Annotated in this window: 21 protein-coding genes; 8 read left to right on the top strand and 13 right to left on the bottom strand. The window is 72.3% G+C overall.

Features of this window, described 5'->3' with window-relative positions:
• Window positions 1–10: 10 nt before the first annotated feature.
• Entirely contained in the window at window positions 11–772 is a 762-nt protein-coding gene (locus M1L56_RS04725; protein WP_248598365.1) for a potassium channel family protein, read from the bottom strand.
• Window positions 769–1,557, bottom strand: a complete 789-nt coding sequence (locus M1L56_RS04720) for an SDR family oxidoreductase (protein WP_067945188.1) — start codon at window positions 1,555–1,557, stop codon at window positions 769–771. Before M1L56_RS04720 ends, M1L56_RS04725 begins: the two co-directional genes overlap by 4 nt.
• Before the next feature lie 69 nt (window positions 1,558–1,626).
• Here M1L56_RS04720 and M1L56_RS04715 point away from each other — a divergent pair, with 69 nt between their 5' ends.
• The 6 genes from M1L56_RS04715 (at window position 1,627) to M1L56_RS04690 (ending at window position 8,834) form a co-directional block, all read left to right on the top strand.
• On the top strand, window positions 1,627–2,832 hold the full coding sequence (locus M1L56_RS04715; RefSeq protein WP_248598364.1) for an acyltransferase family protein: 1,206 nt from the start codon (window positions 1,627–1,629) through the stop codon (window positions 2,830–2,832).
• Window positions 2,833–2,927: 95 nt separating this feature from the next.
• The gene (locus M1L56_RS04710; protein WP_248598363.1) at window positions 2,928–4,250 is read left to right on the top strand and encodes a bifunctional o-acetylhomoserine/o-acetylserine sulfhydrylase; all 1,323 of its coding nucleotides are present in this window, start codon (window positions 2,928–2,930) and stop codon (window positions 4,248–4,250) included.
• 138 nt (window positions 4,251–4,388) lie between these two features.
• Window positions 4,389–5,597: a homoserine O-acetyltransferase gene (locus tag M1L56_RS04705; RefSeq protein WP_248598362.1), complete on the top strand. Its 1,209-nt coding sequence runs from the start codon at window positions 4,389–4,391 to the stop codon at window positions 5,595–5,597.
• Window positions 5,598–5,717: 120 nt separating this feature from the next.
• On the top strand, window positions 5,718–6,875 hold the full coding sequence (locus M1L56_RS04700) for a sensor histidine kinase (RefSeq protein ID WP_067945211.1): 1,158 nt from the start codon (window positions 5,718–5,720) through the stop codon (window positions 6,873–6,875).
• On the top strand, window positions 6,872–8,164 hold the full coding sequence (locus M1L56_RS04695) for a hypothetical protein (RefSeq protein WP_248598361.1): 1,293 nt from the start codon (window positions 6,872–6,874) through the stop codon (window positions 8,162–8,164). The genes M1L56_RS04700 and M1L56_RS04695 overlap by 4 nt, the downstream gene beginning before the upstream one ends.
• A gap of 16 nt (window positions 8,165–8,180) precedes the next feature.
• Window positions 8,181–8,834 carry a response regulator transcription factor gene (locus tag M1L56_RS04690; RefSeq protein ID WP_067945178.1) on the top strand — a complete coding sequence of 218 codons (654 nt, stop codon included), beginning with the start codon at window positions 8,181–8,183 and terminating at the stop codon, window positions 8,832–8,834.
• A 9-nt stretch (window positions 8,835–8,843) separates the two neighbouring features.
• Here the strand turns inward: M1L56_RS04690 and M1L56_RS04685 are convergent, their stop codons facing one another.
• The 4 genes from M1L56_RS04685 to M1L56_RS04670 form a co-directional block, all read right to left on the bottom strand.
• Window positions 8,844–10,046, bottom strand: coding sequence for an MFS transporter (locus M1L56_RS04685; protein WP_248598427.1), 1,203 nt, complete (start codon window positions 10,044–10,046; stop codon window positions 8,844–8,846).
• A 157-nt stretch (window positions 10,047–10,203) separates the two neighbouring features.
• On the bottom strand, window positions 10,204–10,512 hold the full coding sequence (locus tag M1L56_RS04680) for a thiamine-binding protein (RefSeq protein ID WP_067945174.1): 309 nt from the start codon (window positions 10,510–10,512) through the stop codon (window positions 10,204–10,206).
• Window positions 10,513–10,540: 28 nt separating this feature from the next.
• The gene (locus tag M1L56_RS04675; RefSeq protein ID WP_248598360.1) at window positions 10,541–11,818 is read right to left on the bottom strand and encodes a glycosyltransferase 87 family protein; all 1,278 of its coding nucleotides are present in this window, start codon (window positions 11,816–11,818) and stop codon (window positions 10,541–10,543) included.
• A gap of 16 nt (window positions 11,819–11,834) precedes the next feature.
• Window positions 11,835–12,686 (bottom strand): ADP/ATP-dependent (S)-NAD(P)H-hydrate dehydratase, encoded by an 852-nt coding sequence (locus tag M1L56_RS04670; protein WP_067945172.1) that lies wholly within the window; start codon window positions 12,684–12,686, stop codon window positions 11,835–11,837.
• Between the two features lie 23 nt (window positions 12,687–12,709).
• Here M1L56_RS04670 and M1L56_RS04665 point away from each other — a divergent pair, with 23 nt between their 5' ends.
• Complete coding sequence (locus tag M1L56_RS04665) at window positions 12,710–13,882, top strand: NADH:flavin oxidoreductase/NADH oxidase (RefSeq protein WP_248598359.1); 1,173 nt, start codon at window positions 12,710–12,712, stop codon at window positions 13,880–13,882.
• 12 nt (window positions 13,883–13,894) lie between these two features.
• Here M1L56_RS04665 and M1L56_RS04660 read toward each other — a convergent pair whose 3' ends face one another.
• From M1L56_RS04660 to M1L56_RS04645, 4 genes are all read right to left on the bottom strand, one after another.
• Window positions 13,895–14,317, bottom strand: coding sequence for a VOC family protein (locus tag M1L56_RS04660; protein WP_067945170.1), 423 nt, complete (start codon window positions 14,315–14,317; stop codon window positions 13,895–13,897).
• A 91-nt stretch (window positions 14,318–14,408) separates the two neighbouring features.
• Entirely contained in the window at window positions 14,409–15,446 is a 1,038-nt protein-coding gene (locus tag M1L56_RS04655) for a hemolysin family protein (RefSeq protein WP_067945168.1), read from the bottom strand.
• Complete coding sequence (locus M1L56_RS04650; protein ID WP_067945166.1) at window positions 15,443–16,774, bottom strand: hemolysin family protein; 1,332 nt, start codon at window positions 16,772–16,774, stop codon at window positions 15,443–15,445. Before M1L56_RS04650 ends, M1L56_RS04655 begins: the two co-directional genes overlap by 4 nt.
• A 157-nt stretch (window positions 16,775–16,931) precedes the next feature.
• Entirely contained in the window at window positions 16,932–18,371 is a 1,440-nt protein-coding gene (locus M1L56_RS04645; RefSeq protein ID WP_067945164.1) for a GuaB1 family IMP dehydrogenase-related protein, read from the bottom strand.
• Between the two features lie 212 nt (window positions 18,372–18,583).
• Here M1L56_RS04645 and M1L56_RS04640 point away from each other — a divergent pair, with 212 nt between their 5' ends.
• Window positions 18,584–22,486: a multifunctional oxoglutarate decarboxylase/oxoglutarate dehydrogenase thiamine pyrophosphate-binding subunit/dihydrolipoyllysine-residue succinyltransferase subunit gene (locus M1L56_RS04640; RefSeq protein WP_082846880.1), complete on the top strand. Its 3,903-nt coding sequence runs from the start codon at window positions 18,584–18,586 to the stop codon at window positions 22,484–22,486.
• 122 nt (window positions 22,487–22,608) lie between these two features.
• On the opposite strand, the gene M1L56_RS04635 is transcribed toward M1L56_RS04640, so the two are convergent.
• From M1L56_RS04635 to M1L56_RS04625, 3 genes are all read right to left on the bottom strand, one after another.
• Complete coding sequence (locus tag M1L56_RS04635) at window positions 22,609–24,984, bottom strand: MMPL family transporter (protein ID WP_248598358.1); 2,376 nt, start codon at window positions 24,982–24,984, stop codon at window positions 22,609–22,611.
• An 88-nt stretch (window positions 24,985–25,072) separates the two neighbouring features.
• Window positions 25,073–25,330 (bottom strand): zf-HC2 domain-containing protein, encoded by a 258-nt coding sequence (locus tag M1L56_RS04630; protein WP_067945159.1) that lies wholly within the window; start codon window positions 25,328–25,330, stop codon window positions 25,073–25,075.
• Window positions 25,327–25,974, bottom strand: coding sequence for a sigma-70 family RNA polymerase sigma factor (locus M1L56_RS04625; protein WP_248598357.1), 648 nt, complete (start codon window positions 25,972–25,974; stop codon window positions 25,327–25,329). Before M1L56_RS04625 ends, M1L56_RS04630 begins: the two co-directional genes overlap by 4 nt.
• Window positions 25,975–26,064 lie beyond the last annotated feature (90 nt).

Below are 26,064 nucleotides of genomic sequence, written 5' to 3'. Positions count from 1 at the left end.
TCCCCTAAGGCTAGCGGCCCGCCCGCTCGGGGCCGGGGTCGTCGCTCGCGTCCCGCTCCGCGACGTCGTCGCCCTCGGCGAGCCCCTCGCGCTCGGCCACGACCCCGCGGCGGTGCGGGTGCTCGCTCCGCAGGCCGGAGAGGCGCTCGTTGAGGACGGAGATCACCGTCGCGGAGGCGACGCCCACGATCGCGACGCCGCCGGCCATGAGGACCGCGGCCCACATGCGGCCGGGCACGGTGACCGGGTAGGTGTCGCCGTAGCCCACCGTGGCGAGCGTGACGACGGCCCACCAGATCGCCTCGCCGAAGCTCGTGATGTTGGCGCCCGGCGCGTCGCGCTCCACCTGGAGCACCGCGAGCGAGATGAAGAACACGTAGACCGTGGCGTAGATGATCGCGGAGAGGATGAATCGGGCCCGTACGGCCTCCGTCGTCCGGCGCTGCAGCACCGGCAGGTAGCCGAGCAGCGAGACCACCCGCAGGGCGCGGAACACCGGGAACACGACCGACAGGAGCTCGATCGGGTGACGCCAGGCGTACCGCCACCGCTCCCCTCGCGGCGTCAGGACGAGGCGCATGACGGCGTCGACGAGGAAGAGCGCCCACGTGAGCGCGAAGATCACGTTGAAGGCCACCACGACCGACCTGGGCAGGTCCGGGACGAGCACCCACACCGTGTACGCGACGATGAACGCGATGCCGAGCAGGGCGAGGAGCCGGCCGGTCGCGTCGACCCAGCGCTGCCGCCGCTCGACCCCGCCGTCGCTCATCGCGACGCCTCCCGCCGCGTGACGAGCGGTCCCTTGGCGAGCCGGTGCGGCGCGGCCTGGGCGACGGGCTTGACCACGATGAGGTCGAGGTCCACGTGCGGCGGCTTCGACATGGCGTCGACGATGACGGATGCCACGTCCTCGGCCACCAGCGGCTCGGGCACCCCCTCGTAGACGGCGTCGGCGCGCTCGCGGTCGCCGCCGAACCGCACCAGCGCGAACTCGTCCGTCTTCACGAGACCGGGCGCCACCTCGACGACCCGGATGGGCTCCCCGTTGAGCTCGAGCCGGAGCACCTCGGTGAGGGCGTGCGCGGCGAACTTGGCGGCGTTGTACCCGCCCCCGCCGACGTAGGCGACGTGCCCGGCGAGCGAGGTCACGTTGACGAGGTCGGCGACGCCGCGCTCGTCGGCGCCGCGCCGGAGCAGGGGCAGCAGCGCGCTGGTCACGCGCTTGACGCCGAGCACGTTCACCTCGAACATCCACGCCCAGTCGGCGAGGTCGGACTCCTCGACCGAGGCGAGGCCCTTCGCGCCGCCGGCGTTGTTCACGAGGGCGTGCACCGGGCCCGCCGACGCGAGGTCCTCGGCGAGCGCCGCGACGTCCGCGTCGGAGGTGACGTCCGCGACGACCACCTCGCACCCGGTCTCGGCGGCGAGCGCGCGCAGGCGGTCCTCGCGCCGCGCGACGGCCACGACGTCCCATCCGTCGTGGCGCAGCGCCCGCACGGTGGCCGCCCCGATGCCCGAACTCGCTCCGGTGACCACTGCGCGCTTGCCGTCCATGCGGCCATTCTGCACCGGCGGGCGCGGTCGTCCACGTGCACGGCGCAGGCCATGCGCGAGAATGGGCGGATGCAGCCGACGCCGTCGACCCGCGCCCCGAAGCCGCCCCAGCGCAAGCGCCGCATGCCGCTGTGGGACAACGCGCGCTGGATCGCGATCACGCTCGTCGTGATCGGGCACGGCATCCTGCCCCTCATCGGCGAGGACGACGCGGCCTACAGCGTGTACCTGTTCATCTACTCGTTCCACGTCGCGGTGTTCGTGACGGTGTCCGGGTACTTCGCCAAGTCCGGTCCGCCGAACGCGCGCGCGATGCGCCAGGTGCTCACCGACATCGTCTTCCCGTACTTCATCTTCGAGACGATCTGGACCGTCATCCGCTTCGCCCTCGGCGGGGACTTCGTCCTCGACTACACCACCGCCTCGTGGACGCTGTGGTTCCTCATCGCCCTCGCGATCTGGCGCATCGCGCTGCCGTTCCTGGTGCTGCTGCGCTATCCGCTCCTCATCGCCATCGCGATCTCGATCGGCGCGGGCTACGCGGTCGAGATCGACTCGACCCTCGCCCTCACGCGCGCGTTCGGCATGTTCCCCTTCTTCGTCTTCGGCTGGAAGCTCCGCCAGTGGCGCATCACCGACCGCTGGCTCGACCTGCCCACGACGGTCACGTGGCGCTGGCGGGCCGGCGCGATCGCGCTCTTCGCGGGACTGCTCGTCGTGCTCCCCATCGCCATCGAGACCTGGCGCGACCTGCGGCTGCGCCGGTTCATGCTCTACGACGAGTCCTACGAGTCCATCGGCTACGACGAGCCCTGGTCCGGCGCCATCCGGCTCTTCCTGCTGCTGCTCGCGATGCTCCTCGCGGTCGCCTTCCTCGTGCTGATGCCGCGGCGCACCACCTGGTTCACCGCGTTCGGCAGCGCCACGATGTACATCTACCTGCTGCACTCCTTCGTGCTGTTCCCGCTGCGCGAGACCCCGCTGCTCGAGGGGCAGCAGCCGTGGTGGGTGCTGCCGGCCATGATCGTGTTCTGCATCGGCGTGTCGGTCGTGCTGTCGCTGAAGCCCGTGCGGCGGATCTTCCGTCCCCTCGTCGAGCCGCGGGCGCGGTGGCTGTTCCGCCCGGAGCCGGCGACCGCGACCGGCACGCTCGTGCTCCCGCCCGAGGCGCTGCCGCCGGCGCCCTCCGCGCCGCGCACGGCGGCCGAGGACGCGACGGCGCCCGACGCGCGACCGCCGGGCGGCGAGCCGCGCGACGGCGAGCGCGGCGCGTGACGCCGTGTTGCGGCATCCGTTGATCGCCTGATCGACCGCTCGTAACGTGGGCTGCGGTTGCGGCGCTGCCGCACCGCGAACGCGAAGGAGTCCCCATGGCAGAGCAGGCCGACTGGCGCTTCGAGACGAAGCAGGTGCACTCGGGCGCCGCCCCCGACCCGGTCACGAAGGCGCGCGCGACGCCGATCTACCAGACGACGTCGTACGTCTTCGACTCCGCCGAGCACGCGCAGAACCTGTTCGCGCTCGCCGAGTTCGGCAACATCTACACGCGCATCATGAATCCGACGCAGGCCGTCGTCGAGGAGCGCCTCGCCGCGCTCGAGGGCGGCTCCGGCGCGCTGCTCGTCGCGTCGGGCCAGGCGGCCGAGACCTTCGCCGTGCTCAACATCGCGCAGGCGGGCGACCACATCGTCTCGTCGTCGTCGATCTACGGCGGCACGTACAACCTGTTCAAGTACACGCTCGCCAAGCTCGGCATCGAGACCACGTTCGTCGAGAACCAGGACGACGCCGACGAGTGGCGCCGCGCGGTCCGCCCGAACACGAAGCTCTTCTTCGCCGAGACCATCGGCAACCCGAAGATCAACGTCCTCGACATCGAGCTCGTCGCGGGCATCGCGCACGAGAACGGCATCCCGCTCATCGTCGACAACACGATCGCGACGCCCTACCTCATCCGCCCGTTCGAGCACGGCGCCGACATCGTGATCCACTCGGCGACGAAGTTCCTCGGCGGCCACGGCACCGTGATCGGCGGCGTGATCGTCGACGGCGGCCGCTTCGAGTGGTCGAAGCACGTCGAGAAGTTCCCCGGCCTCACCGAGCCGGACCCGTCGTACCACGGCGCGAGCTACACCGCCGCGGTCGGGGACGCGCTCGCGTACGTCATCAAGGCGCGCGTGCAGCTGCTGCGCGACCTCGGCTCGTCGATCGCGCCGGCGAGCGCGTGGCAGCTCATCCAGGGCATCGAGACGCTCTCGCTGCGCGTCGAGCGCCACGTGCAGAACGCGCAGGAGATCGCCGAGTGGCTCGACGGCCACCCCGACGTCGCGAGCGTCAACTACTCGGGCCTGCCCTCGAGCCCGTGGTACGCGGCCGCCAACAAGTACGCCCCCAAGGGCGTCGGCGCGGTGCTGTCGTTCGAGCTCAAGGGCGGCGTCGACGCCGGCCGAGCGCTCGTCGACAACCTGTCGCTGTTCAGCCACCTCGCCAACATCGGCGACGTGCGCTCGCTCGTCATCCACCCCGCCTCGACCACGCACTCGCAGCTCACGCCCGAGCAGCAGCTCACGACCGGCGTCACGCCGGGCCTCGTGCGGCTCTCGGTCGGCATCGAGAACGTCGACGACCTCAAGGCCGACCTCGAGGCGGGCCTCGCGGCCGCGCGTCGTGCCACGGAGTCCGCGCGGGTCTGACGACCGCACGAGCAGCGAACGGATGCCGCGTCCCGCCCGGGACGCGGCATCCGTCGTCTGCGCGGGCTGCGGGCATCGCGGCGTCGGTGGGCGCGTAACAGAGGAGCAGCCCCGTCGCGCGTCCGGGAGAATCGAGGCATGGACTGGCAGACGACCTCGGAGACGGTGCCCGCGAGCATCGTGCCCGAGGCCCGCGCCGCCCACCAGCTCGCCGGTCGGGCCCCCGCCACGGGCGCGTGGCGCGCCGGCGACCCGGTCGGCGACCGCCGGTTCGCGCGCATCGGCGACCTGGCGCTCGAGTCGGGCCAGGTGCTGCCCGACGTGCGCATCGCCTACGAGACCTGGGGCACGCTCGCCCCGGTCCGTGACAACGCGATCCTCGTCCTGCACGCGCTCACGGGCGACAGCCACGTGCTCGGCCCCGCCGGCCCCGGCCATCCGAGCGCCGGCTGGTGGCCGGGCGTCGTCGGCCCGGGTCGCGCGATCGACACCGACCGCTGGTTCGTCGTCGCCCCGAACGTCGTGGGCGGATGCCAGGGTTCGACCGGTCCCTCCTCGGTGGCGCCCGACGGCGTCGAGTGGGGCGCCAGGTTCCCGTTCCTCACCATCCGCGACCAGGTCGCCGCGCAGATCGCCTTCGCCCGCGAGCTGGGCATCGAGCGCTTCGCCGCCGTGGTGGGCGGATCGATGGGCGCGATGCACGTGCTCGAGTGGGCCGTCATGGCCGCCGACGCGGTCGAGCGGATCGCGGTGCTCGCCGCCCCCGCGGCGACCACGGCCGACCAGATCGCCCTGAACTCGGTGCAGCTCGAAGCCGTGCGCAGTGACCCCGCCTTCCGCGGCGGCGCGTACTACGACGCCCCGGACGGCGACGGACCCACCCGCGGGCTCGCGCTCGCGCGGCGCATGGCGATGCTGAACTACCGCACGCCGGTCGAGCTCAACCAGCGGTTCGAGCGCAGCTGGCAGTCGGGCCTCGACCCGCTCGGCGGCGGCGGACGCTTCGCGGTGGAGTCGTACCTCGACTTCCACGGCAACAAGTTCACGCGCCGCTTCGACGCGAACAGCTACCTCGTGCTGACCGAGGCCATGAACTCGCACGACCTCGGTCGCGGCCGTGACGGGGTCGCGGCCGCGCTCGACCGCATCGAGGCGCGCGCGCTCGTGCTCGGGATCGACAGCGACCGCTACTTCTCCCTCGAGGGCCAGCGCGAGATCGCGCGCGGACTGCGGCGGACGGTGCACGGCGACGAGCCGGTCGTGCTCCGCTCCGACTACGGGCACGACGCGTTCCTCATCGAGGACGACGCGGTCGGCCGGGCGATCGGCGACCTCCTCGCGGCCTGACCCGAACCGGACGCGTCGCCCCGGTTCGGGCCGTTTGGCCCGTGTCCGGGGGTCGCTCTGGGTTATCTTCGAGGATGACGGCACCCGGGTGCCGCCATGGCGAGCCGCGAGAGGGGTGGCATGCGTCGGATCGACAAGGAACGTGACCGGCTGCTGCGACGACTCGCACGCGCCGGGAGCCTCACCGGAGCGGTCCTCGCGCTGGCCTGCCTGCTCGTGCCGGGCGCCCTCGACGCAGACCGCTTCGCCCTCGCGGTGATCCTCGACCTGGCGCTCATCGGGCTCGTCGTCCTCGCGACGGCGCGGGGCGCCACGCTGCCGATCCTCGGCACGATCGCGGCATCCGTCGCCCTGCTGCTCGTGATCGGGCTCGACCCGACCATCGACCCCGCCGCCGAGACCGCCATGGCGGTGACCGGCGCGCTCACCGCCGCGGCCATCGCGATCCCCTCGATCGTGCGCCCGAACGGCGTGGCGCTCGTCGTGCTCTCCGGGCTCGCCGTCGTGACCGCCGTGGTCGCGTCGTGGTTCGCGGGGGCCGACCTCGGCACGGTGCTGGTCGCGTCCATCGCCGGCTGGGCCGCGTCGACCGCCACCGGCCTGTGGCTCGCGCGGGCCATCGACCGCGCGGCCGAACGGATCGACGAGGTCGGCCGCGCCCACCGGGCGGAGCGGCTCGCGAGCGAGTCGGAGGCGCAGCAGCGCCAGGATGCGCGCGTGCTGCACGACACCGTGCTCGCGACGCTGAGCCTCCTCGCCCACTCCGGTGTCGGCGTCGGCGAGAGCGCCCTCCGCCAGCAGGCCGGCGACGACGCGCGCCTGCTGAAGCAGCTCCGCCTGGGCGCGCCGCTCGACAACGGTTCGAGCACCGCCTTCTCGCCCGACTCCCCCGCCGACGTGCTCGGCACGACCTTCGACTCCGTCCGCCAGCGGTTCGCCCGCATGGGGCTCGACGTCAACTGGCACGGCGCCGGTCAGCTCGTGCTGCCGCGCGACACGCTCGACGCGCTCCTCGGCGCGCTCGGCGAGTGCCTCGAGAACGTGCGCCGCCACTCCGGGGTGAAGGAGGCCGACGTCACGATCACCGACGACGACCGGACCGTCCGGGCGATGGTCACCGACCAGGGCGCCGGCTTCGAACCCGCGGCGGTCGACCCGGCACGACTCGGCTTCGCTGAGTCGGTCGTGGGTCGACTGCATGCCGTCGGCGGCCGCGCGCGGGTCTTCAGCTCGCCGGGGTCGGGCACGACCGTGATGCTGGAGGTTCCGAAGCCGTGAGCCGGTTCCAGCGCAGCCTCCCGCCGGACGACGTGCCGCGCGACACCACCCACGAGGTGCAGTTCCGCCGACCGACGCGGTCGGCCCGCGCCGCTGAGGACATCCGCAGCGCGCACGGCGGCCGGCGCCTCGCCGCCGGCGTCACCGTCGCCTGCGTCGCGATCGTGCTCGCCCACCTGCTGCACGCGTGGGGTCTGGCCGACATCTTCCCGCCCGGCCGGGACCCGGGGCCCGCGTGGATCGCCCTCGGACTCGTGACCGTCGGCGCGGTGGTCGCCACCCGCGGCCTCAGCCGCGTGCCCGACTGGGTGTTCGGCACGCTCCTCGTCGCGCTCGCGGTGCCGGTCTGGCTCGACGTGGCCGCCACGGTCGACACCCTGCAGCTCGGGATCACGCCGACCGCCGCCCCGGCCGCCGCGGCGCTGCTCATGCCGGTGGCCGCGCTGCGCGAGACGCGCGGCCCCCTCGCCGCGGCGGTGACCATCGCCGCGGTGCTGCTGGTCCAGGCGCTGGTCCAGGCGCCCGAGGCGGGCACCCGCACGGTGGTCGGCGTGGCCATCGCGGCCTCCGCCGTGGTGCCCGTGGTGCTCGTGGTCATCGCGGTCCGGGGGTTCCGCCGCCTGGTGGGGCGCGAGCTCGACCTCACGCTCGTGCAGAGCACCGTCTCCACCCCGCGTTCGGCCGTCGGCATGCGCGCGTCGGAGGAGCTCGCGGAGCTGGACTACGACGCCGAGGCGCTGCTCGACGACGTCGGCGCGGGCCGGATCGCGCTGCCGCTGCCGCCGGCGGCGGCCGAGCGGGCCGGCCAGCTCGCTGCCCGGCTTCGCGTCCGGCTCATCGAGGGGCGGACCGACACCTGGCTGCGCCACGCCGTCACCGAGTCCGCGTACCTCAGCCGACGGGTGACGGTCGACGACCCGGCCGGCCTCGCGGGCCTGCTCGGCCCGGCCCAGCGCGACGGGCTCCTGCTCGCGCTCTGGCTGATCGCCGGCCAGCGGCGGACCAAGGCCTCGGCCCCGCCGCTGCGGGTGCTGGTGACCTGCCGCGACCGCGAGGCGCTCGATCCGGAGCCCGACGACGGCCGGCTGTTCGACGGCACGCGCATCGCGATCCGATTCGACGTCTCCGGCGTCACCGCACGGAGGGTCGGCGAGGCGACGTGGGAGGCACTGGATAATGTCGGAGGACACGATGTGGTCGCGGGAGCCGACGGCTTCCGGGTCGACATCGACTGCCGGATCGACCCCGCGAACCGTGCGGGAACCGCGACGCCACCCGGCGCCGCTTGACTGAGGGGAGCCTGACGTGCCCGAACCCGACACCAGCCCGATCCGGCTGGCGATCGTCGACGACCATCGCATGCTGCTCGGTGCGCTCACCGAGTGGGTCCGGGGCGCGGCATCCGACATCGACCTCGTCGCGGCCGTGCCGTCCTGGTCGGAACTGCTCGCCCATCCGGAGTTCCCCGTCGACGTGGTCCTGCTCGACCTCGACCTGCGCGACAACATCCCGATCTCGATCAAGCTGTCGACGCTGAAGTCCGCGAACGTCGCCACCATGCTCATGAGCACCTACTCCGAACCGGCGGTGGTGCGCGAGGCGCTCGGTGCCGGTGCGCTCGGCTACCTCGTGAAGTCCGAGCCGGTCGAGACGATCGTCGAGGCGATCCGTGCCGCGCAGTCCGGCGAGACCTACATCTCGACCGAACTCATCGGCGCGCTCGACGACGACGGGGCGGCACCCCGCCTCAGCGCCCAGGAGCGCCGCGTCATGGCGCTGTACGGCGCCGGCCAGCCGGTGAAGGCGGTGGCCTTCCAGCTCGGCATCTCGGAGGAGACGGCGAAGAGCTACCTCAAGCGCATCCGCGAGAAGTACCGGCTCGCCGGCTACGACGTCGGCACCAAGGTCGCCCTGCGGAAGCGGGCCATCGCCGACGGCATTCTCCTGCAGTCCGAGTAGGCGAGCGGCTCAGTCCCCGATCGCGGGCATGGCGCCGGTGACCGAGGGCATCGGGATGCCGCGGCGGAGGCGCGCTCGATCGAGCCCGAACGACGCCAGGGCGAGCACGGTGCCCGCGAGCGTCAGCGCGAGCCCGACCCAGACCGGGGCGACGTAGCCGAGGCCGGCGGCGATCACCACGCCGCCGAGGATGGCCCCGAGGCTGTTGCCGATGTTCAGCGCCGAGTGGTTCAGTGCGGCGGCGATCGACTGGCTGTCGCGTGCGATGTCCATGAGCCGCATCTGGATGGTGGGCGACAACGCCGACGCCGACCCGCCCACGAGGAAGAGGCCCGTGATGAGGCCGACGGGGTTCGACGCGGTCAGCGCGAGCACCACGAGCGACGCGGCCATGATGCCGAACCCCAGGTACATCGATCGGCGCACGCTCCAGTCGGCGAGGCGACCGCCGACGAAGTTGCCGATCGTCATCCCGAGTCCGATCACGATGAGCACGACCGGCACGAGGGCGGCGTCGAGTCCCGTCACCTCGGTGGCGAGGGGAGCCACGTAGCTGTACACGGCGAAGAGGCCGCCGAAGCCGATCGCCCCGATCCCGAGTGCGAACCACGCCTGCGTGCGCGTGAAGATCCGCAGCTCGCGGCCGATCGTCGCGGCCGGGTCGCCGGGCTGCCACGGCACGGCCGCGAGCACGGCGACGAACGTGGCGGCGAAGATCGCGGCGACCGCGAGGTAGGCGATGCGCCAGCCCGCGAGCTGGCCCAGCCAGGTGATCGCGGGCACGCCGACGACGTTCGCGATGGTGAGTCCGGAGAGCACGAGGGCGACGCCGCGCCCGCGCTTGCCGGGGCCCATGAGGTTCGCCGCGACGAGCGACGCGATGCCGAAGTAGGCGCCGTGCGGCAGGGCGGCGACGAAGCGCGCGGCCACCACGAGCTCGAACGTCGGCAGCAGGGCGGATGCCACGGTGCCGAGCGTGAACGCGGCGAGCAGGGTCAGCAGGAGCTGCTTGCGCGGCCATCGCGCCGCGGCCGCGGCGATCGTGGGGGCGCCGACGACGACCCCGAGGGCGTAGGCGGAGATGATCCAGCCCGCGGCCGCGTTGGCGGCCTCGGTCGAGGTCGCGGCGAGTCCGGGCAGGAGGTCGAGGGCCATGTCGGGCAGCAGGCCCATCGCGACGAACTCGGTCGCGCCGATGCCGAACCCGCCCATCGCGAGGGCGATGAGCGCGAGGCGGATGCGAGCCGGCGACAGGGTCGTCGGCGCGTGCGGGAGGCGAGTCACCCGCACGATTCTGCCACGGATCGAATCGATTCGATAATCGCGGCGCGGGGGGGTCAGCCTCCGGCGCGGACCGCCCGGGCGGGCGTCATCCGTCGTTCTCGATCGCCGCCTCGAGACGGTCGACCTTGGCCTCGAGCTCGTTCGACCAGCCCGGCCGGATGTCGGCCTTCAGCACGAGCGAGACCCGCGAACCGTAGTCGCCCACCGCCTCGGTGGCCGCCTTCACGACCGCGAAGACCTCGTCCCACTCCCCCTCGATCTCGGTGAACATCGACGTCGTCCGGTTGGGCAGGCCGGACTCGCGGACGATCCGCACCGCGGCGGCGACCGCGTCGTGGACCGAGGCGTCCTTCCGACCCGTGCCGCTCGGCGCGACCGAGAATGCGACCAGCATGGTGCTCCCCTCTCTGCGCGCACGCCGCTCAGGCGGAGGCATCGACCACCGGCGGCCGGCGCGCGGACCCAGCCTGCCACACGCGCACGAGGGCCCACGCGAGCAGCGCAGCCAGCAGGACGACCTTCAGCGTGAGCAGCAGCACGAAGCCGGGATTCGCGATGAGCAGCCAGCCGTACCAGTACGGGTAGATCACGTGGGTGAGCAGCGCGATCGCGGCGGTCATCGCCGCCGGCGTCAGGAAGCGCCCCCCGCCGAGGGCGATGCCGAGGATCACCGGGGCGGCGAGCCAGGTGACGAACTGGGGCGAGCCCACCTTGTTCGCGAGCATCAGGGCGACGATGAAGGCAAGGGCGAGCGGCGGCAGGAGTGCCACGACCGGCGCCCGCCGCATCGCGGCGCGGATGCCGAGGGCGAGGACCGCGGCCACCGCGATCGCCATGAGCGGGGTGGTCAGCGCCGACGCCACCTCGACGCCCGGCCCCTCGACCTGGAAGGTGAGGATGCCACGGTCGTACTCGATCGTCGCCTCGTCGGTTCCGGCGACGATCCACCACAGCCACGGCACGGCGAGCGGCGCCTCGACCTGGAGGCCGCGGCCGGCCTGCTGGGCCACGAAGCCGAACGCGTTCAGGCCCGACCCGGCGATGAGGCTCACGCCGAGGATGCCGGCCGACAGCGCCGCGGCCATCACCGCGACCTCCCCGCGCCGGCGCAGCGCGACGACGAGGCTCGCCACGAGCGCAGCGGGCCAGACCTTGATCCAGGCGCCGACCGTGAGCAGCATCGCGGCGACCCGCGGCCGGCCGGCCGCCCAGAGGAGTCCCACGATCGCGAACGGCACGGTCACCGCGTCGATGCGCCCGAGCGCGATGGGGCCGAGCATCGCGAGGAAGGCGACCCACCACCAGGCTGCGGCGCGACGGCGCACCGACAGGGTCCCGCGGCCGAGCAGCACCGCGAACGCGAACGCGTCGAGCACGGTCACCATGGCGAGCCAGGCCTCGCCGTACCACTCGGCACCGAACGCGAGCGCGGCGGTCATGGGCGCGAACGCGAGGATCGGGTACACCCACGGGGTGTCGATCCCCATCCGCAGCCATCCCTGCTGTGCGGTCTCCGCCCACACCAGGTACACGCCCGTGACATCCCCCATCGGATAGCCCGGCGCGAACAGGTTCAGGCCGGCCAGCATCGCGTGGACGAGCACGAAGGCGCCCCACGCCGCGGCGCGGCCGCCGAGCAGCCGGCGGATACCGCGTGGCGGCGCGTCCGACGTCACCTGCTCGACGCTGCTCCCGGTCACTGACACGACTCCGCCGTCAGCGCCGCAGGAGCCCGCCGATCACGGGCGGAACGGCGTGCGCCACGTCGAGCGCGGTGACCGGACCGCCGTCCCACGCGGCGCTCGCCCGGCGCGCCGCCTCGGCGTGCACGTAGGCCGCGGTCGCGGCGAGACGCGTGATGGCCGTGGCATCCGCGGCGAGCCGCTCGTGGTGCGTCGCCGCGAGAGCGCCCACGATCCCGCCGAGCACGTCGCCCGTGCCCGCGCTCGCGAGCCAGTGCGTCCGGACCGTCACCGTGAGGCGGGTGCCGTCGGGGTCGGTCACGTGAGTGACGGCGCCCTTCAGCAGCACCGCGACGTCGAGCTCGCGGGCGGCGCGGTCCGCCCACCCCGCCGGGTCGGCCTCGACCTCCTCCACCGATGTCGGGATGTCGCGTTCGTTCAGCAGGTTCGCGAGCTCGCGCGCGTGCGGCGTGATCACCGTCGGCGCGGTGTGCGACCCGACGAGGTCGAGCCCTCCCGCGTCGAGCACGGTCGGCTGCCCCGAGGCGAGCGCGTGCTGCAGCTCGCCCGCGAGCAGGAAGGATCGGTGCGACGCGTCCATGCCCGAGCCGAGGAGCCACGCCTGGACCCGGCCCGCGACCCCGACCGTCTCGGGGCGCGCGGCGATGACCGCCTGCCGCACGGCGCGGGGCCCGGTGAAGCGCACCATGCCCACGCCGGTGCGGTGCGCGGCCTCCACGCCGAGCACCGCCGCACCGGGGTAATCGGGCGATCCGGTGATGACGCCGAGCACGCCCCGGCGGTACTTGTCGTCGTCGGCACCGGGCTCGCTCAGCCATTCGGATGCGTCGTCGGCGGTCCATTCGCGCCAGGTCCCGGTGCCCATGCCCCAACGATAGGTTGAGGGGCATGCCCTCGACCATTCCCGCGCCGAACGCGTCCGCGCCCCGACCGCGCGAGCGCGGCACGACCCCGGCGGCGGCGACGACTCCGGCGCTGTTCCGCCCGATCACCATCCGCGAGCTCGAGATCCGCAACCGCGTCTGGGTTCCGCCGCTCTGCCAGTACTCGGTGACCGCCCGCGACGGCGTCCCGCACGACTGGCACCTCGTCCACCTCGGCGCGATGGCGGCGGGCGGCGCGGGGCTCGTCATGGCCGAGGCCACGGCCGTGAGCCCCGAGGGCCGCATCTCCGACCACGACACGGGGCTCTGGAACGACGCGCAGGCCGAGGCGTGGTCCCGGATCACGGCGTTCCTCCGCTCCCAGGGTGCGGCCTCGGGCATCCAGCTGGCGCACGCCGGGCGGAAGGCCTCGGTGTGGCCGGAGTTCCGCCGCCTGCCCGGCTCCCAGCCGATCGAGGAGGGCGGCTGGCCCACGGTCGCGCCCTCGGCGGTGGCGTTCGACGGACTGCGCGAGCCGACGGCGCTCGACGAGTCCGGCATCCTCGCGGTCATCGACGACTTCCGGGCGGCGGCGCGCCGCGCGGTCGACGCCGGCTTCGACCTCGTCGAGGTGCACGCGGCGCACGGCTACCTGGTCCACCAGTTCCTCTCGCCGCTGTCGAACCGGCGCGACGATCGCTGGGGCGGCTCGCTCGAGAACCGCGCGCGCCTGCTGCTCGAGATCGTCCGCGCCGTGCGCGACGAGATCGGCGAGCGGATGCCGCTGTTCGTCCGGTTCTCGGCGACCGATTGGGCGCCCGGAGGGTGGGACGAGGAGCAGACCTCGATCGCGGCCGGGTGGGCGGCCGAAGTCGGGGCCGACTTCTTCGACATCTCCACGGGCGGCCTGGTCCGCGACGTGCGGATCCCGGTCGGCCCCGCCTACCAGGCGGCGCATGCGGAGTTCGTCGGCGACCGCGCGGGCGTCTCCGTGTCGGCGGTCGGCCGGATCACCACGCCGGCGCAGGCCGAGGCGCTCGTGGCCTCCGGCGCGGCCGACGCGGTGATGTTCGGGAAGGCGATGATGCGGGATCCGCACTTCGCCCTGCGGGCAGCGCACGAACTCGGCGCCGACACGTCGATGTGGCCGCCGCAGTACGTCCGTGCGCGACCGGACCTGAACGACGGCGAGTGGTGAGCGAGATCCGGCTCAGGCGCCCGCTGCCGAGAGCATGCCCCTCGCCTCGTCCATGGTGACCCGGGTCGGCTGGGCCAGCGCGATGATGTTGCCCTCGCTGTCGTCGAACCAGGCGCCGCGTTCGCCGTCCATGTCGACGACCCCGTCCGTCGTCGTGAGGCCCGGCAGGTCGTAGTCGTGGAACGCGACGCCCTTCGCACGGAGGGCGGCCATGTCGCGATCCAGGTCGTCGGTCATGATCGACAGCGCGGTCGCCTTGTTCGTGCCGGCGAACTGCGACTCGTAGACGAGCACGCCGCTGCCGCCGACCGCGTAGAAGTCGCCGCCCCAGTCGCTGCGGACCGGGTCGAGGCCCAGGACGTCGTGCCAGAACCGGCGCGCCCGCTCGAGGTCGGAGGCGGGCAGCGTGGCCATCATGATGGAGTTCTCGAACATGAGTGCACCTCAGCTTTCGTGACGCGCGAATTCTACGCCCGCGCCCATCGACCCGCGCCCCCCGATCACGGTGGATCGAGGGGCGGGCGGATCACCCCCTCCGGGTCGCGTCCTGCACCTCGCCGACGAGCTCCTCGATGATGTCCTCGAGGAAGATCACACCGGTCGTGGCGCCGTCGCCGTCGAAGGCGCGCGCCACGTGGGTGCCGAGGCGCCGCATCGTGGCGAGGGCGTCCTCGAGGTCGGTCCCGTCGAAGATCGACACGAGGCGACGCACGCGCTTGGCCGGGATCGGATCGTCGAACTCGTCGTCGTCGAGGTCGATGACGTCCTTGAGGTGCACGTAGCCGTTGGGCTCGCCGTCGTCGCCGGCCAGCACGTAGCGCGAGAAGCCGCGACGGGCCACGGCGCGTTCGACGTCGGCCGGGGTGGCATCCGCCGGCAGGCAGACCAGCTCGTCCATGGGGACCGCCACGTCCTCGACCCGCTTGGTCGTGAACTCGAAGGCGGCCGTGAGCGTGCCGCTCGCGTCGGCGAGGATGCCCTCGCGGCGGGACTGGTCGACGATCGTCTGCACCTCTTCGAGCGTGTAGGTCGAGGTCGCCTCGTTCTTCGGTTCGACGCCGAAGAGGCGCAGCACGCCGTTGGCGATGGCGTTCAGCACGACGATCACCGGCCGGAACACGCGCGCGATGAACACGAGCGGCGGCGCGAGCACGAGCACGGCGCGGTCGGGCAGCGAGAACGAGAGGTTCTTCGGGACCATCTCGCCGAGCACGACGTGCAGGTACGACACGAGCAGCAGCGCGATGACGAACGCCACCGTGGACACGACCTGGGGCGACCACCCCGTGAGCCCGAGCGGGTACTCGAGCAGGTGGTGGATCGCCGGTTCCGAGACGGTGAGGATCAGCAGGGAGCAGATCGTGATGCCGAGCTGGCTCATGGCGAGCATGAGCGTGGCGTGCTCCATGGCCCACAGCGCAGTCTTGGCGCTGCGCTTGCCGCGCTCGGCGAGCGGCTCGATCTGCGATCGGCGCGCCGAGATGACGGCGAACTCGGCGCCGACGAAGAACGCGTTGCCCGCGAGCAGCACGAACAGCCAGGCGAGGCCGGCCCAGTCGCTCATCGCTCCACCTCCGTCAGCACGTCGGCGTGCGTCCGCGCGGTCGCCGGGGTGAACTGGATGCGGTCGATGCGGCGACCGTCGAGGCGCTGCACGCGGAAGCGGCCGCCCTCGACCTCGACCTCGTCGCCCACCGCGGGCAGGCGGCCGAGCACGCTCATGACGTAGCCCGCGACGGTCTCGTAGGCGCCGTCCTCGGGCACCTGGATGCCCGTGCGATCGAGCAGCTCGTCGGGACGCAGCATCCCGGGGAAGCTCACGAACTCGCCGCGTCGGACGACGCCCGCTCGCGTGCGATCGTGCTCGTCGGCGACCTCGCCGACGAGCTCCTCCACGAGATCTTCGAGGGTCACGACACCGGCGGTGCCGCCGTACTCGTCGACCACGACGGCCATCTGGTAGCCGCGCCCGCGCAGCTCGCCGAGGAGCAGGTCGAGCTTCATCGTCTCGGGAACCCGCAGCGCCTCGGACTGCAGCGCCGAGACCGGAACCTGGTCGCGCTTCTCGCGCGGCACGGCGACGGCCTGCTTCACGTGCACGAGGCCGACCACGTCGTCGAGGTTCTCGTCGTAGACCGGGAACCTCGAGAAGCCCGTCTGCCGCGCGAGCTCGATGACGGCCTCCGCCGGTTCGAGCCGCTGCACGGCCGCCACGCGCGGGCGCGGCGTCATGACGTCGGACGCGTCGTGCTCCGAGAAGCGCAGCGTCCGGCCGAGGAGCGTCGCGGTGTCCTGCTCGAGCAGCCCCGCGCTGGCCGAGCGCCGGACGAGGCTCGAGAGCTCCTCGGCCGACCGCGCCCCGGAGAGCTCCTCCTTGGGTTCGATGCCCATGGCGCGCAGCAGGCGGTTCGCGCTGCCGTTCAGCACGGCGATCGCGGGACGGAACACCCACGTGAAGGCGGTCTGGAACGGCACGACCACCTTGGCGGTCTGCCGCGGCAGCGCGAGCGCGAAGTTCTTCGGCACGAGCTCGCCGATGATCATCGACAGGAGGGTCGCGACGACCACCGCGGTGACCGCGCCGACGGGGCGGATGAGCCCGTCGGGCAGCCCGATCGAGCGCAGCGGATCGGCGAGGAGCGACGAGATCGCCGGCTCCATCGTGTAACCGGTGAGCAGCGTGGTGAGCGTGATGCCCAGCTGCGCGCTCGACAGGTGCGTCGAGGTGATCTTGAGCGCCTCGATGGTGAGGCCGAGTCGCGACTCCCCCTTCGCGCGGCGCGACTCGAGGTCGGCGCGGTCGAGGTTGACGAGCGCGAACTCGCTCGCAACGAACAGGCCCGTGCCGATCGTGAGGAGGAGTCCGATGCCGAGGAGGATCCACTCAGACATCCGCACCTCCCCGTTCGGTCACGGGCGAGGGTCTATGGCCGGGCGAACTGGCAGAAGGAGGGTCGTCCATTGTGCGGCCCAGTATATCGACGGATGCCGCACGAATGCCGCGTCACGGACCACCGGTGCGTTCGCTGCGGCATCCGCCTCTCGACCGCTACCAGCTGACCGGCAGCGCCTTGCCCTCCTCGTAGCCCGCGGCCGACTGGATCCCCACGAGCGCCCGCTCGCGGAACTCCGGCACGCTGCGCGCCCCGGCGTACGTGAACGAGCTGCGGACGCCCGAGGTGATCATGTCGAGCAGGTCCTCAAGCGACGGCCGGAGCGGGTCGAGATAGATCGCGGACGACGAGATGCCCTCGGCGAAGAGCTCCTTGCGGGCGAGCTCGTACGGCGACAGCCGGCCGAACCGCTCCTTGACCGCCTTGGTCGAGGCCATGCCCCAGCTCTCCTTGTACACGCGGCCGTCGAGGTCGCGGCGCAGCGTGCCCGGTGCCTCGATGGTGCCCGCGAACCACGAGCCGATCATGACGGATGCCGCGCCCGCGGCGAGCGCGAGCGCCACGTCGCGCGGGTAGCGCACTCCCCCGTCGGCCCACACCGCTGCGCCGGCCTCGCGGGCCGCCTCGGAGGTCTCGAGCACGGCCGAGAACTGGGGCCGGCCGACGGCCGTCATCATCCGCGTCGTGCACATGGCGCCCGGACCGACGCCCACCTTCAGCACGTCGGCGCCCGCGGCGACGAGGTCGGCCACCGCGTCGGCGGTCACGATGTTGCCGGCGACGATCGGGATGCCGAGCCCGGCCGCCTTCACCGCGCGCACGGCGCGGATCATGCCCTCCTGGTGGCCGTGCGCGGTGTCGACGACGAGCATGTCGACGCCGGCGGCGGCGAGCGCGCGGGCCTTCGCCTCGACGTCGCCGTTGATGCCGATCGCCGCGGCGACCCGGAGCCGCCCCGAGGCATCCGTGTTGGGCTCGGAGACGGTGCCGCGCAGGGCGCTGCGGCGGCTCAGGGTGCCGATGACGCGACCGTGCTCGAGCACGGGGGCGAAGTCGATGCCCGCGTCGACCATGAGGTCGAACGCCCGGCGGGGCGTGTCGACGTCGTCGGCGTCGAGCGACGGGATGGCGCCGTGGACGAGGTCGCCGAGCCGTGCGTCGGCCAGCGCCGTCGCGAGCCGGGCGGCGGGGATGGTGCCGGCGTACCGGCCGTCGTCGTCGTGCAGGACGATGCCGTGGCCCTCGACGGGCGGGAGCACCTCGAGGGCGTCGGCGACGGTCTGGTCGGCCGAGAAGGCGTGGGGCACGTCGAACCGCGCAGGCCGCGACTTGACCCAGCGGATGGCGTCGTCGAGCTCCTGGAGCGGCAGGTCCTGCGGCAGCACGCCGATGCCGCCGCGCCGGGCCAGCGTCGCCGCGAGCCTCGGCCCGGTGACGGAGTTCATGTTCGCCGACACGATGGGGATGCTGGCGCCCGACCCGTCGTCGGGCGCGAGCGACACGTCGAGCCGGCTCGTCACGCCGGAGCGGCTCGGCACGAGGAAGACGTCGGAGTACGTGAGGTCGTGCCGCGGCGTCGTGCGATAGAACTGCATGCCACCCAGCGTATTCGGGCGTGGTGGGTGCCACCCGAGAGCGGCGGCCGCGGCGGATCGACGCGATCGATGCGCGCACACTCCGATGCCGATCGCAAGCGGTGCCGAGTGCTCCCCGAACGGGTTTAGGCTTGATGGGGCGTTCCGCGACGTGCTGCGCGCGCCACGCCACCAGGTGAGCATCCATCAATGGAGAGAGTGGGCGAGAGGCTGTGTCGAGCCAATTGACCGGGTCGGGGTCCGAAGAGACGACTGCGGCGGAGTTCGGAGCCAACGAATGGCTCGTGGACGAGATGTACGAGCGGTTCCTCGCCGACCCGGATTCGGTCGACGAGACGTGGCGCCCCGTGCTCGAGCAGTACCGCAGGGTCAAGTCCAACGGCGAGCAGCCCGCACCGGCCACCTCCGCGACCATGCCCGATGAGGCCGCGGTGTACCAGGCCGCCGGCGAGCAGGCCGAGACCGCGACGCCCGACGCATCCGCCCCGGCTCCGGCCGCCGAGGCACCCGCCGCCGAGGCACCCGCCGCTGCCCCCGCACCCGACCAGCCGCGGTCCGAGGCCGCCGCGCCGCAGGCCGACGCCCAGGCGCCCGCCGCCCAGCCGAACGCGCAGCCGGCCGAGCCCGCGGCATCCACCGGCCCGAGCACCTCGCCGAACGCCGTGGTCGGCCAGGCGCCCGAGGCGCGCACCACCTCGGTCGCACCGCGCACCGCGCCCGTCCCGGCCGACGTGCCCGTCACGGGCCCGCAGCAGCAGCCCGACGGCGGCGAGCGCGAAGACGAGATCGTGCCGCTGAAGGGCATGCCGAAGACCCTCGCCGCGAACATGGATTCGTCGCTCACGGTGCCCACCGCGACCAGCGTGCGCACCGTGCCCGCGAAGCTCATGATCGACAACCGGATCGTGATCAACAACCACCTCCGGCGCACGCGCGGTGGCAAGATCTCGTTCACGCACCTCATCGGGTGGGCGCTGATCCAGGCGCTGAAGGAGTTCCCGAGCCAGAACGTCTCCTACACCGAGGTCGACGGCAAGCCGGCCCTCGTGAAGCCCGCCCACATCGGCCTCGGCATCGCGATCGACCTGCCCAAGCCCGACGGCACGCGTTCGCTGCTGGTCCCGGCGATCAAGCGCGCCGAGACCATGACCTTCAACGAGTACCTCGGCGCGTACGAGGACCTCGTGCGTCGCGCTCGCACCAACAAGCTCACCGCCGACGACTTCAAGGGCGCGACGATCTCGCTCACGAACCCCGGCGGCATCGGCACCGTGCACTCCGTGCCGCGCCTCATGAAGGGGCAGGGCTGCATCATCGGCGCGGGCGCCCTCGAGTACCCGGCCGAGTTCCAGGGCGCGAGCGAGAAGACGCTCGCGAACCTCGCCATCGGCAAGACCATCACGCTCACCTCGACCTACGACCACCGCGTCATCCAGGGCGCGGGTTCGGGCGAGTTCCTGAAGAAGGTCCACGAGCTGCTCATCGGCGAGCGGAACTTCTACCAGGACATCTTCGCGGCGCTGCGCCTGCCCTACGAGCCCATCAAGTGGAACGAGGACATCTCCGTCGACATCGCGAGCGCGATCGACAAGACCGCGCGCGTCCAGGAGCTCATCAACTCGTTCCGGGTGCGCGGCCACATGATGGCCGACATCGACCCGCTCGAGTACGTGCAGCGCTCGCACCCCGACCTCGACCTCGAGAGCCACGGCCTCACCTTCTGGGACCTCGACCGCGAGTTCGTCACCGGCGGGTTCGGCGACAAGCGCACGGCGCTCCTGCGCGACATCCTCGGCGTGCTCCGCGACTCGTACTGCCGCACGATCGGCATCGAGTACATGCACATCCAGGACCCGGTGCAGCGCAAGTGGATCCAGCACCAGGTCGAGCGCAAGTACGAGAAGCCCACGCACGACGAGCAGATGCGGATCCTCAGCAAGCTCAACGAGGCCGAGGCGTTCGAGACGTTCCTGCAGACGAAGTACGTCGGCCAGAAGCGCTTCAGCCTCGAGGGCGGCGAGTCGATGATCGCGCTGCTCGACGAGGTGCTGCAGGGCGCCGCGAAGGAGGGCCTCGACGAGGTCGCCATCGGCATGGCGCACCGCGGCCGCCTCAACGTGCTCACGAACATCGCGGGCAAGACGTACGGCCAGGTGTTCCGCGAGTTCGAGGGAACGCAGGACACCAAGGGCTTCTCCGGCTCGGGCGACGTGAAGTACCACCTCGGCACCGAGGGCACCTTCACCGCCGACGACGGCACGCAGATCCCCGTGTCGCTGGCCGCCAACCCGTCGCACCTCGAAGCGGTGGACGGCGTGCTCGAGGGCATCGTCCGCGCCAAGCAGGACCGCAAGCCGGTCGGCTCGTTCTCGATCCTGCCGATCCTCGTGCACGGCGACGCGGCGATGGCCGGTCAGGGCGTCGTGTTCGAGACCCTGCAGATGTCGCAGCTGCGCGCCTACCGCACGGGCGGCACCATCCACGTGGTCGTGAACAACCAGGTCGGCTTCACGACCGTCCCCGGCGACGCACGGTCCTCGATCTACTCGACGGATGTCGCGAAGGCCATCCAGGCCCCCGTGTTCCACGTGAACGGCGACGACCCCGAGGCCGTCGTCCGCGTCGCGGAACTCGCGTTCCGGTACCGCCAGGAGTTCAAGCGCGACGTCGTGATCGACCTCGTGTGCTACCGCCGCCGCGGCCACAACGAGGGCGACGACCCGTCGATGACGCAGCCGCTCATGTACAACCTCATCGAGGCCAAGCGCTCGGTCCGCAAGCTGTACACCGAGGCGCTCGTCGGACGCGGCGACATCACCGAGGAGGAGTACGAGAACGCGCACCGCGACTTCCAGGACCGCCTCGAGCGCGCCTTCGCGGAGACGCATGCGGCCCAGACCGGTGCGATCCCGATCGTCGGCGCCGACGACCTGCAGCCCGAGCCCGCCGCGGGCGAGCCCGAGACCACGGGCGTGTCGCTCGAGGTCGTGCACGCGGTCGGCGACGCGTTCGCCAACAAGCCCAACGGCTTCACGGTGCACCCGAAGATCCAGCAGCTGCTCGCCAAGCGGGTCGACATGAGCCGCAACGGCAAGATCGACTGGGGCTTCGGCGAACTGCTGAGCCTCGGCTCGCTCCTGCTCGAGGGCACTCCGGTCCGCCTCGTCGGCCAGGATGCGCGACGCGGCACGTTCGTGCAGCGCCACGCCGTCCTGCACGACCGGGCGAACGGCCAGGAGTGGCTGCCGCTGCAGAACCTGGGCGACCAGCAGGCGCGGTTCTGGATCTACGACTCGCTGCTGTCGGAGTACGCGGCGATGGCGTTCGAGTACGGGTACTCGGTCGAGCGCGCCGACGCCCTCGTCCTGTGGGAGGCGCAGTTCGGCGACTTCGCCAACGGCGCGCAGATCGTGATCGACGAGTTCATCTCGTCTGCCGAGCAGAAGTGGGGCCAGCGCTCGAGCGTGGTCCTGCTGCTGCCGCACGGGTACGAGGGCCAGGGCCCCGACCACTCGAGCGCCCGCATCGAGCGGTACCTGCAGATGTGCGCCGAGAACAACATGACCGTCGCGCGTCCGTCGACCCCCGCGTCGTACTTCCACCTGCTCCGCCGTCAGGCGTACGCCCGTCCGCGCCGTCCGCTCGTGGTCTTCACGCCGAAGGCGATGCTCCGCCTCCGCGGTGCGACGAGCGAGGTCTCGGACTTCACGCAGGGCCGGTTCGAGCCGGTGATCGACGATGCGCGGATCACCGACAAGGCCGCGGTGAAGCGGGTCGTGTTCATGGCCGGCAAGCTCTACTACGACCTGCTCGCCGAGCTCGAGAAGCGCCCCGACCCGGAGATCGCGCTGGTGCGCCTCGAGCAGTACTACCCGCTCCCCGCCGCGGAGCTCAAGGCCGTCGCCGACTCGTACCCGAACGCCGAGCTGGTCTGGGCGCAGGACGAGCCGGAGAACCAGGGCGCGTGGCCGTTCTTCATCATCGAGACGAACAAGCTCGGTCCCCGCGAGGTGCGCGTGGTGGCCCGCCCGGCCGCGGCGTCGCCCGCGACCGGTTCGGCCAAGCGCCACGCCGCCGAGCAGGCCGACCTGGTGAAGCGGGCGCTCAGCCGCTAGCCGCGAAACGCGAAACGAGCGGATGCCTCCAGTGGGGGCATCCGCTCGTTCCGTTCTCCCCTCGTGGAGGGGAAGCCGGCCGCGGCGGTGGCGTGGGCGGTGCCGCCGCGGCCGGCGGTCCGTCACCCGGCTTGGACCGGGTCGCGTCGCGGAGGCTCGGCCGCGTCGGCCGTGTCCCCGCCCGCGAAGTCTGCGCTCGCCTCCGCCGGGACCGCCTCGGCGCCGTCCGACGACGGCTCGTCGGTGTCGGGCGCCGCGTGCACGCCGTGGCGTCGTTCCTCGCGCGCGAGCCGACTCGGCCACCAGATCGCCCGGCCGATGTCGTACGAGGCGGCCGGCACGAGCAGGGTCCGCACCAGGAACGTGTCGAGCAGCACGCCGAAGGCGACGATGAACGAGATCTGCGCGAGGAACAGGATCGGTAGCACGCCGAGCGCGGCGAAGGTCGCGGCGAGCACGAGCCCGGCCGACGTGATGACCCCGCCGGTGAGCCGCAGCCCGCGGAGGATGCCCTCGCGCGTGCCGTGCCGCATGGCCTCCTCCCGCACGCGGGTCATGAGGAAGATGTTGTAGTCGACGCCGAGCGCGACGAGGAACACGAACCCGAAGAGCGGGACGGACGGGTCGGCGCCGGGGAACCCGAGGATGAACTCGAAGACGAGCGCCGAGACGCCGAGGGCCGCCGCGAACGAGAGCACGACGCTCGCGATCAGGATGAGCGGTGCGACCACGGCGCGCAGCAGCAGCATGAGGATCACGAGGATCGCGAGCAGCACGAGCGGGATGATGAGGCGCTGGTCGTTCACCGCCGCCTCGTTCGTGTCGAGCGCCACCGCGGTCGGGCCGCCGACGAGCACGTCCTCGCCGACCTCGTCGAGGGCCGCGCGCAGGTCCACGACCGTCGCCTCCGCCTCGGCCGAGTCGGACGGGTCGTCGAGGGTGGCCTGGAGCAGCACGTTGCCGTCCACGACGGTCGGCTCGGGCGCGGGCGTGCCGGGCGGGCCGAAGGCCTGCACGCCGTCCTCGGTGACGGGCGCGCTGCCCGCGGGCGAGTCGGTCGACAGCACCGCGACGGATGCCACGCCGTCGACGCCGAGCGCGACGTCGGCCATCTCCTGCAGGTCGTCCTCCGGCCCGATGATGACGGCCGGGGTGCCGGAGCCGCCGGGGAAGTGCTCGCTCACGAGCTCCTGGCCGTCGCGGGCCTGCGACTCGCCGAGGATGAACTCGCTCGACGGGACGCCGTCGGCGTCGAGTCGGACGAGGCCGATCGACATCACTGCGAGCAGGAGGGTGGAGAGGATCCACACCGTGCGGGGGCGGCGGGACACGAGGCGTCCGACGGCGCCCCACAGTCCCCGCTCGCCCGCAGCGCGGTCGTCGACGACGTCGGCGTGACGCCCGTGCGAGGGGTCTGCGGCCGTGACATCCGGCCGGGCGATGCGGCGCGGCCAGAAGGCCACGCGCCCGGCCCAGAGGAGCAGCGCCGGGAGCAGCGTGAGGGCGGCGAGCAGCGCGAACGCGATGCCGATGGCCGCGACCGGGCCGAGGATCTTGTTCGAGTTGAGTTCGCTCGCGAGCAGGATGAGGAGCGCGACGATGACGGTGCCGGCCGACGCCGCGATGGGCTCCCACGAGCCCTTCAGCGCCGCCCACGTGGCATCCCACTTGCGCTCGTGCTGGGCGAGCGCCTCGCGGTACCGCGCGATGTAGAGCAGCGCGTAGTCGGTCGCGGCGCCGATGACGAGGATGAAGAGGATGCCCTGCGTCTGGCCCGAGAGCAGGAGCAGGTCGGCCTGCGCGAGCTGCACGACCGTGAACACGGAGGCGGTCAGCGCCGTGAGGCTCGTGAAGAGCACGATGATCGGCAGCAGCGGCGAGCGGTAGACGACGACCAGGATCACGAGCACGGCCGACAGGGCCACGAGCAGGAGCAGGCCGTCGATGCCCGAGAACGCCTCGGCGAGGTCGGCGGTGAAGCCGGCGGGTCCCGTGACGGCGGCCGTCGTGCCGTCGATCGCCGACTCCTCGAGCAGCGCCCGCATCTCCTCGATGGTGACGCCGGAGCCCTCCTCGCCCTCGCCGGGCGCGACCGAGGCGACGAACTGGGCGGCCTCGCCGTCCTCCGACGGGATGACCGGCGACGTCTCGTCGGCGACGACGCCCTCGACGTCGAGCACGTCGTCGCGCAGCGCCTCGACGTCGGCGAGCTGCGCCTCGGTGAGCTCCGTGCCGTCGTCGGTCGCGACGATCACGATCGCGGGGACGTTGTCGGAGTCCCGGAAGCCGTCCTGGAGGTCGTTGACCTCCGTGGCCTCGGCCGAGGCCGGCAGGAACGACGCCTGGTCGTTCTGCTGCACCTCGCTGATCGTGCCGAACGCGGCACCGCCCGCGCCGAACAGCGCGAACCAGACGAGGATGAGGACGGTCGGGATGAGCACTCGGAGCCACGTGGGCACACGTCCGGGGCGCTTGGCGGGGGTGGCGGTCTCGTTCATCGTCACCGACGGTACGGAACGGGCACCGCCCGGCGCGTCCATCGAAAGTTCGGACCGCGCCCGCCCGCCGGACGGCGAACCGCCGGGATCAGTCGACGAGGACGCCGTGCCCGGACTGGATGTCGCGGATGCGCGTCATGACCATGAGGCGCAGTTCCTCGGGCGCCGTCTCGCGGCACGCCCGCTGCACGACCTCGGTGATCGCCACGCCGACGCGCAGCTCGCCGCGGCAGTCCTCGCAGTGCTCCATGTGCTCGCGGATGTCGGCGGCATCCGCACTGCACAGCTCGTTGTGCAGGTATTCCTCGAGCTCGGCCTTGGCCTTCTCGCAGCCGCAGTCCGTCATTTCGTGCTCCTCCGGGATCGGGTGGTCGCCGGCGCGACGGCGATGCCCTGCTCGGTCGCGTATTCGGCGAGGGACTCGCGGAGCAGGCGCCGGCCACGGTGCAGGCGGCTCATCACGGTCCCGATGGGGGTGTTCATCATGTCGGCGATCTCCTGGTAGGAGAACCCCTCGACGTCGGCGAAGTACACGGCCAGGCGGAAGTCCTCGGGAAGGGCCTGGAGCGCGTCCTTCACGGCCGAGTCGGGGAGGTGGTCGATCGCCTCCGCCTCGGCTGAGCGGCTCGAGGACGCGGTCGTCGACTCGGCACCGCCGAGCTGCCAGTCCTCGAGGTCGTCGATCGTGCCCTGGTAGGGCTCCCGCTGCTTCTTGCGGTACGTGTTGATGAAGGTGTTGGTGAGGATGCGGTACAGCCACGCCTTCAGGTTCGTGCCCTGCGTGAACGACCCGAAGGCGGCGTACGCCTTCACGAACGTCTCCTGCACGAGGTCCTGCGCGTCGGCCGGGTTCTTGGTCATGCGCAGCGCGGCCGCGTAGAGCTGGTCGATGAACGGCAGCGCCTGCTCCTCGAACAGCGCTCCGAGGTCGCGCGTCTCGTCGTCGGGCCGATCGGGGTCGGCCTGGTTCGCGGTGTCGTCGGCGGTCATCAGGGGCCATCCTAGGTCCTGAGGCTCCGAGACCACCGGGCGGTCGAGCACCGTCATCGTCACACGCACCAACTCCTTCCCGTTCCGCCG

This window comes from Agromyces sp. C10 (genome assembly GCF_023217995.1).
In the GTDB taxonomy this organism is placed as follows: Bacteria; Actinomycetota; Actinomycetes; order Actinomycetales; family Microbacteriaceae; genus Agromyces; species Agromyces indicus.
Note: the sequence above shows the minus strand (reverse complement) of the source record. Positions and strands in the feature narration are given on the sequence as shown.

Bases quoted from the DNA above. Each gene is read 5' to 3' on its own strand.
- M1L56_RS04725 (WP_248598365.1), bottom strand. From the start codon at position 772: ATGAGCGACGGCGGGGTCGAGCGGCGGCAGCGCTGGGTCGACGCGACC.
- M1L56_RS04720 (WP_067945188.1), bottom strand. From the start codon at position 1,557: ATGGACGGCAAGCGCGCAGTGGTCACCGGAGCGAGTTCGGGCATCGGG.
- M1L56_RS04715 (WP_248598364.1), top strand. From the start codon at position 1,627: ATGCAGCCGACGCCGTCGACCCGCGCCCCGAAGCCGCCCCAGCGCAAG.
- M1L56_RS04710 (WP_248598363.1), top strand. From the start codon at position 2,928: ATGGCAGAGCAGGCCGACTGGCGCTTCGAGACGAAGCAGGTGCACTCG.
- M1L56_RS04705 (WP_248598362.1), top strand. From the start codon at position 4,389: ATGGACTGGCAGACGACCTCGGAGACGGTGCCCGCGAGCATCGTGCCC.
- M1L56_RS04700 (WP_067945211.1), top strand. From the start codon at position 5,718: ATGCGTCGGATCGACAAGGAACGTGACCGGCTGCTGCGACGACTCGCA.
- M1L56_RS04685 (WP_248598427.1), bottom strand. From the start codon at position 10,046: ATGGGCGGGTTCGGCATCGGCGCGACCGAGTTCGTCGCGATGGGCCTG.
- M1L56_RS04680 (WP_067945174.1), bottom strand. From the start codon at position 10,512: ATGCTGGTCGCATTCTCGGTCGCGCCGAGCGGCACGGGTCGGAAGGAC.
- M1L56_RS04670 (WP_067945172.1), bottom strand. From the start codon at position 12,686: ATGGGCACCGGGACCTGGCGCGAATGGACCGCCGACGACGCATCCGAA.
- M1L56_RS04665 (WP_248598359.1), top strand. From the start codon at position 12,710: ATGCCCTCGACCATTCCCGCGCCGAACGCGTCCGCGCCCCGACCGCGC.
- M1L56_RS04660 (WP_067945170.1), bottom strand. From the start codon at position 14,317: ATGTTCGAGAACTCCATCATGATGGCCACGCTGCCCGCCTCCGACCTC.
- M1L56_RS04655 (WP_067945168.1), bottom strand. From the start codon at position 15,446: ATGAGCGACTGGGCCGGCCTCGCCTGGCTGTTCGTGCTGCTCGCGGGC.
- M1L56_RS04650 (WP_067945166.1), bottom strand. From the start codon at position 16,774: ATGTCTGAGTGGATCCTCCTCGGCATCGGACTCCTCCTCACGATCGGC.
- M1L56_RS04645 (WP_067945164.1), bottom strand. From the start codon at position 18,371: ATGCAGTTCTATCGCACGACGCCGCGGCACGACCTCACGTACTCCGAC.
- M1L56_RS04635 (WP_248598358.1), bottom strand. From the start codon at position 24,984: ATGAACGAGACCGCCACCCCCGCCAAGCGCCCCGGACGTGTGCCCACG.
- M1L56_RS04630 (WP_067945159.1), bottom strand. From the start codon at position 25,330: ATGACGGACTGCGGCTGCGAGAAGGCCAAGGCCGAGCTCGAGGAATAC.
- M1L56_RS04625 (WP_248598357.1), bottom strand. From the start codon at position 25,974: ATGACCGCCGACGACACCGCGAACCAGGCCGACCCCGATCGGCCCGAC.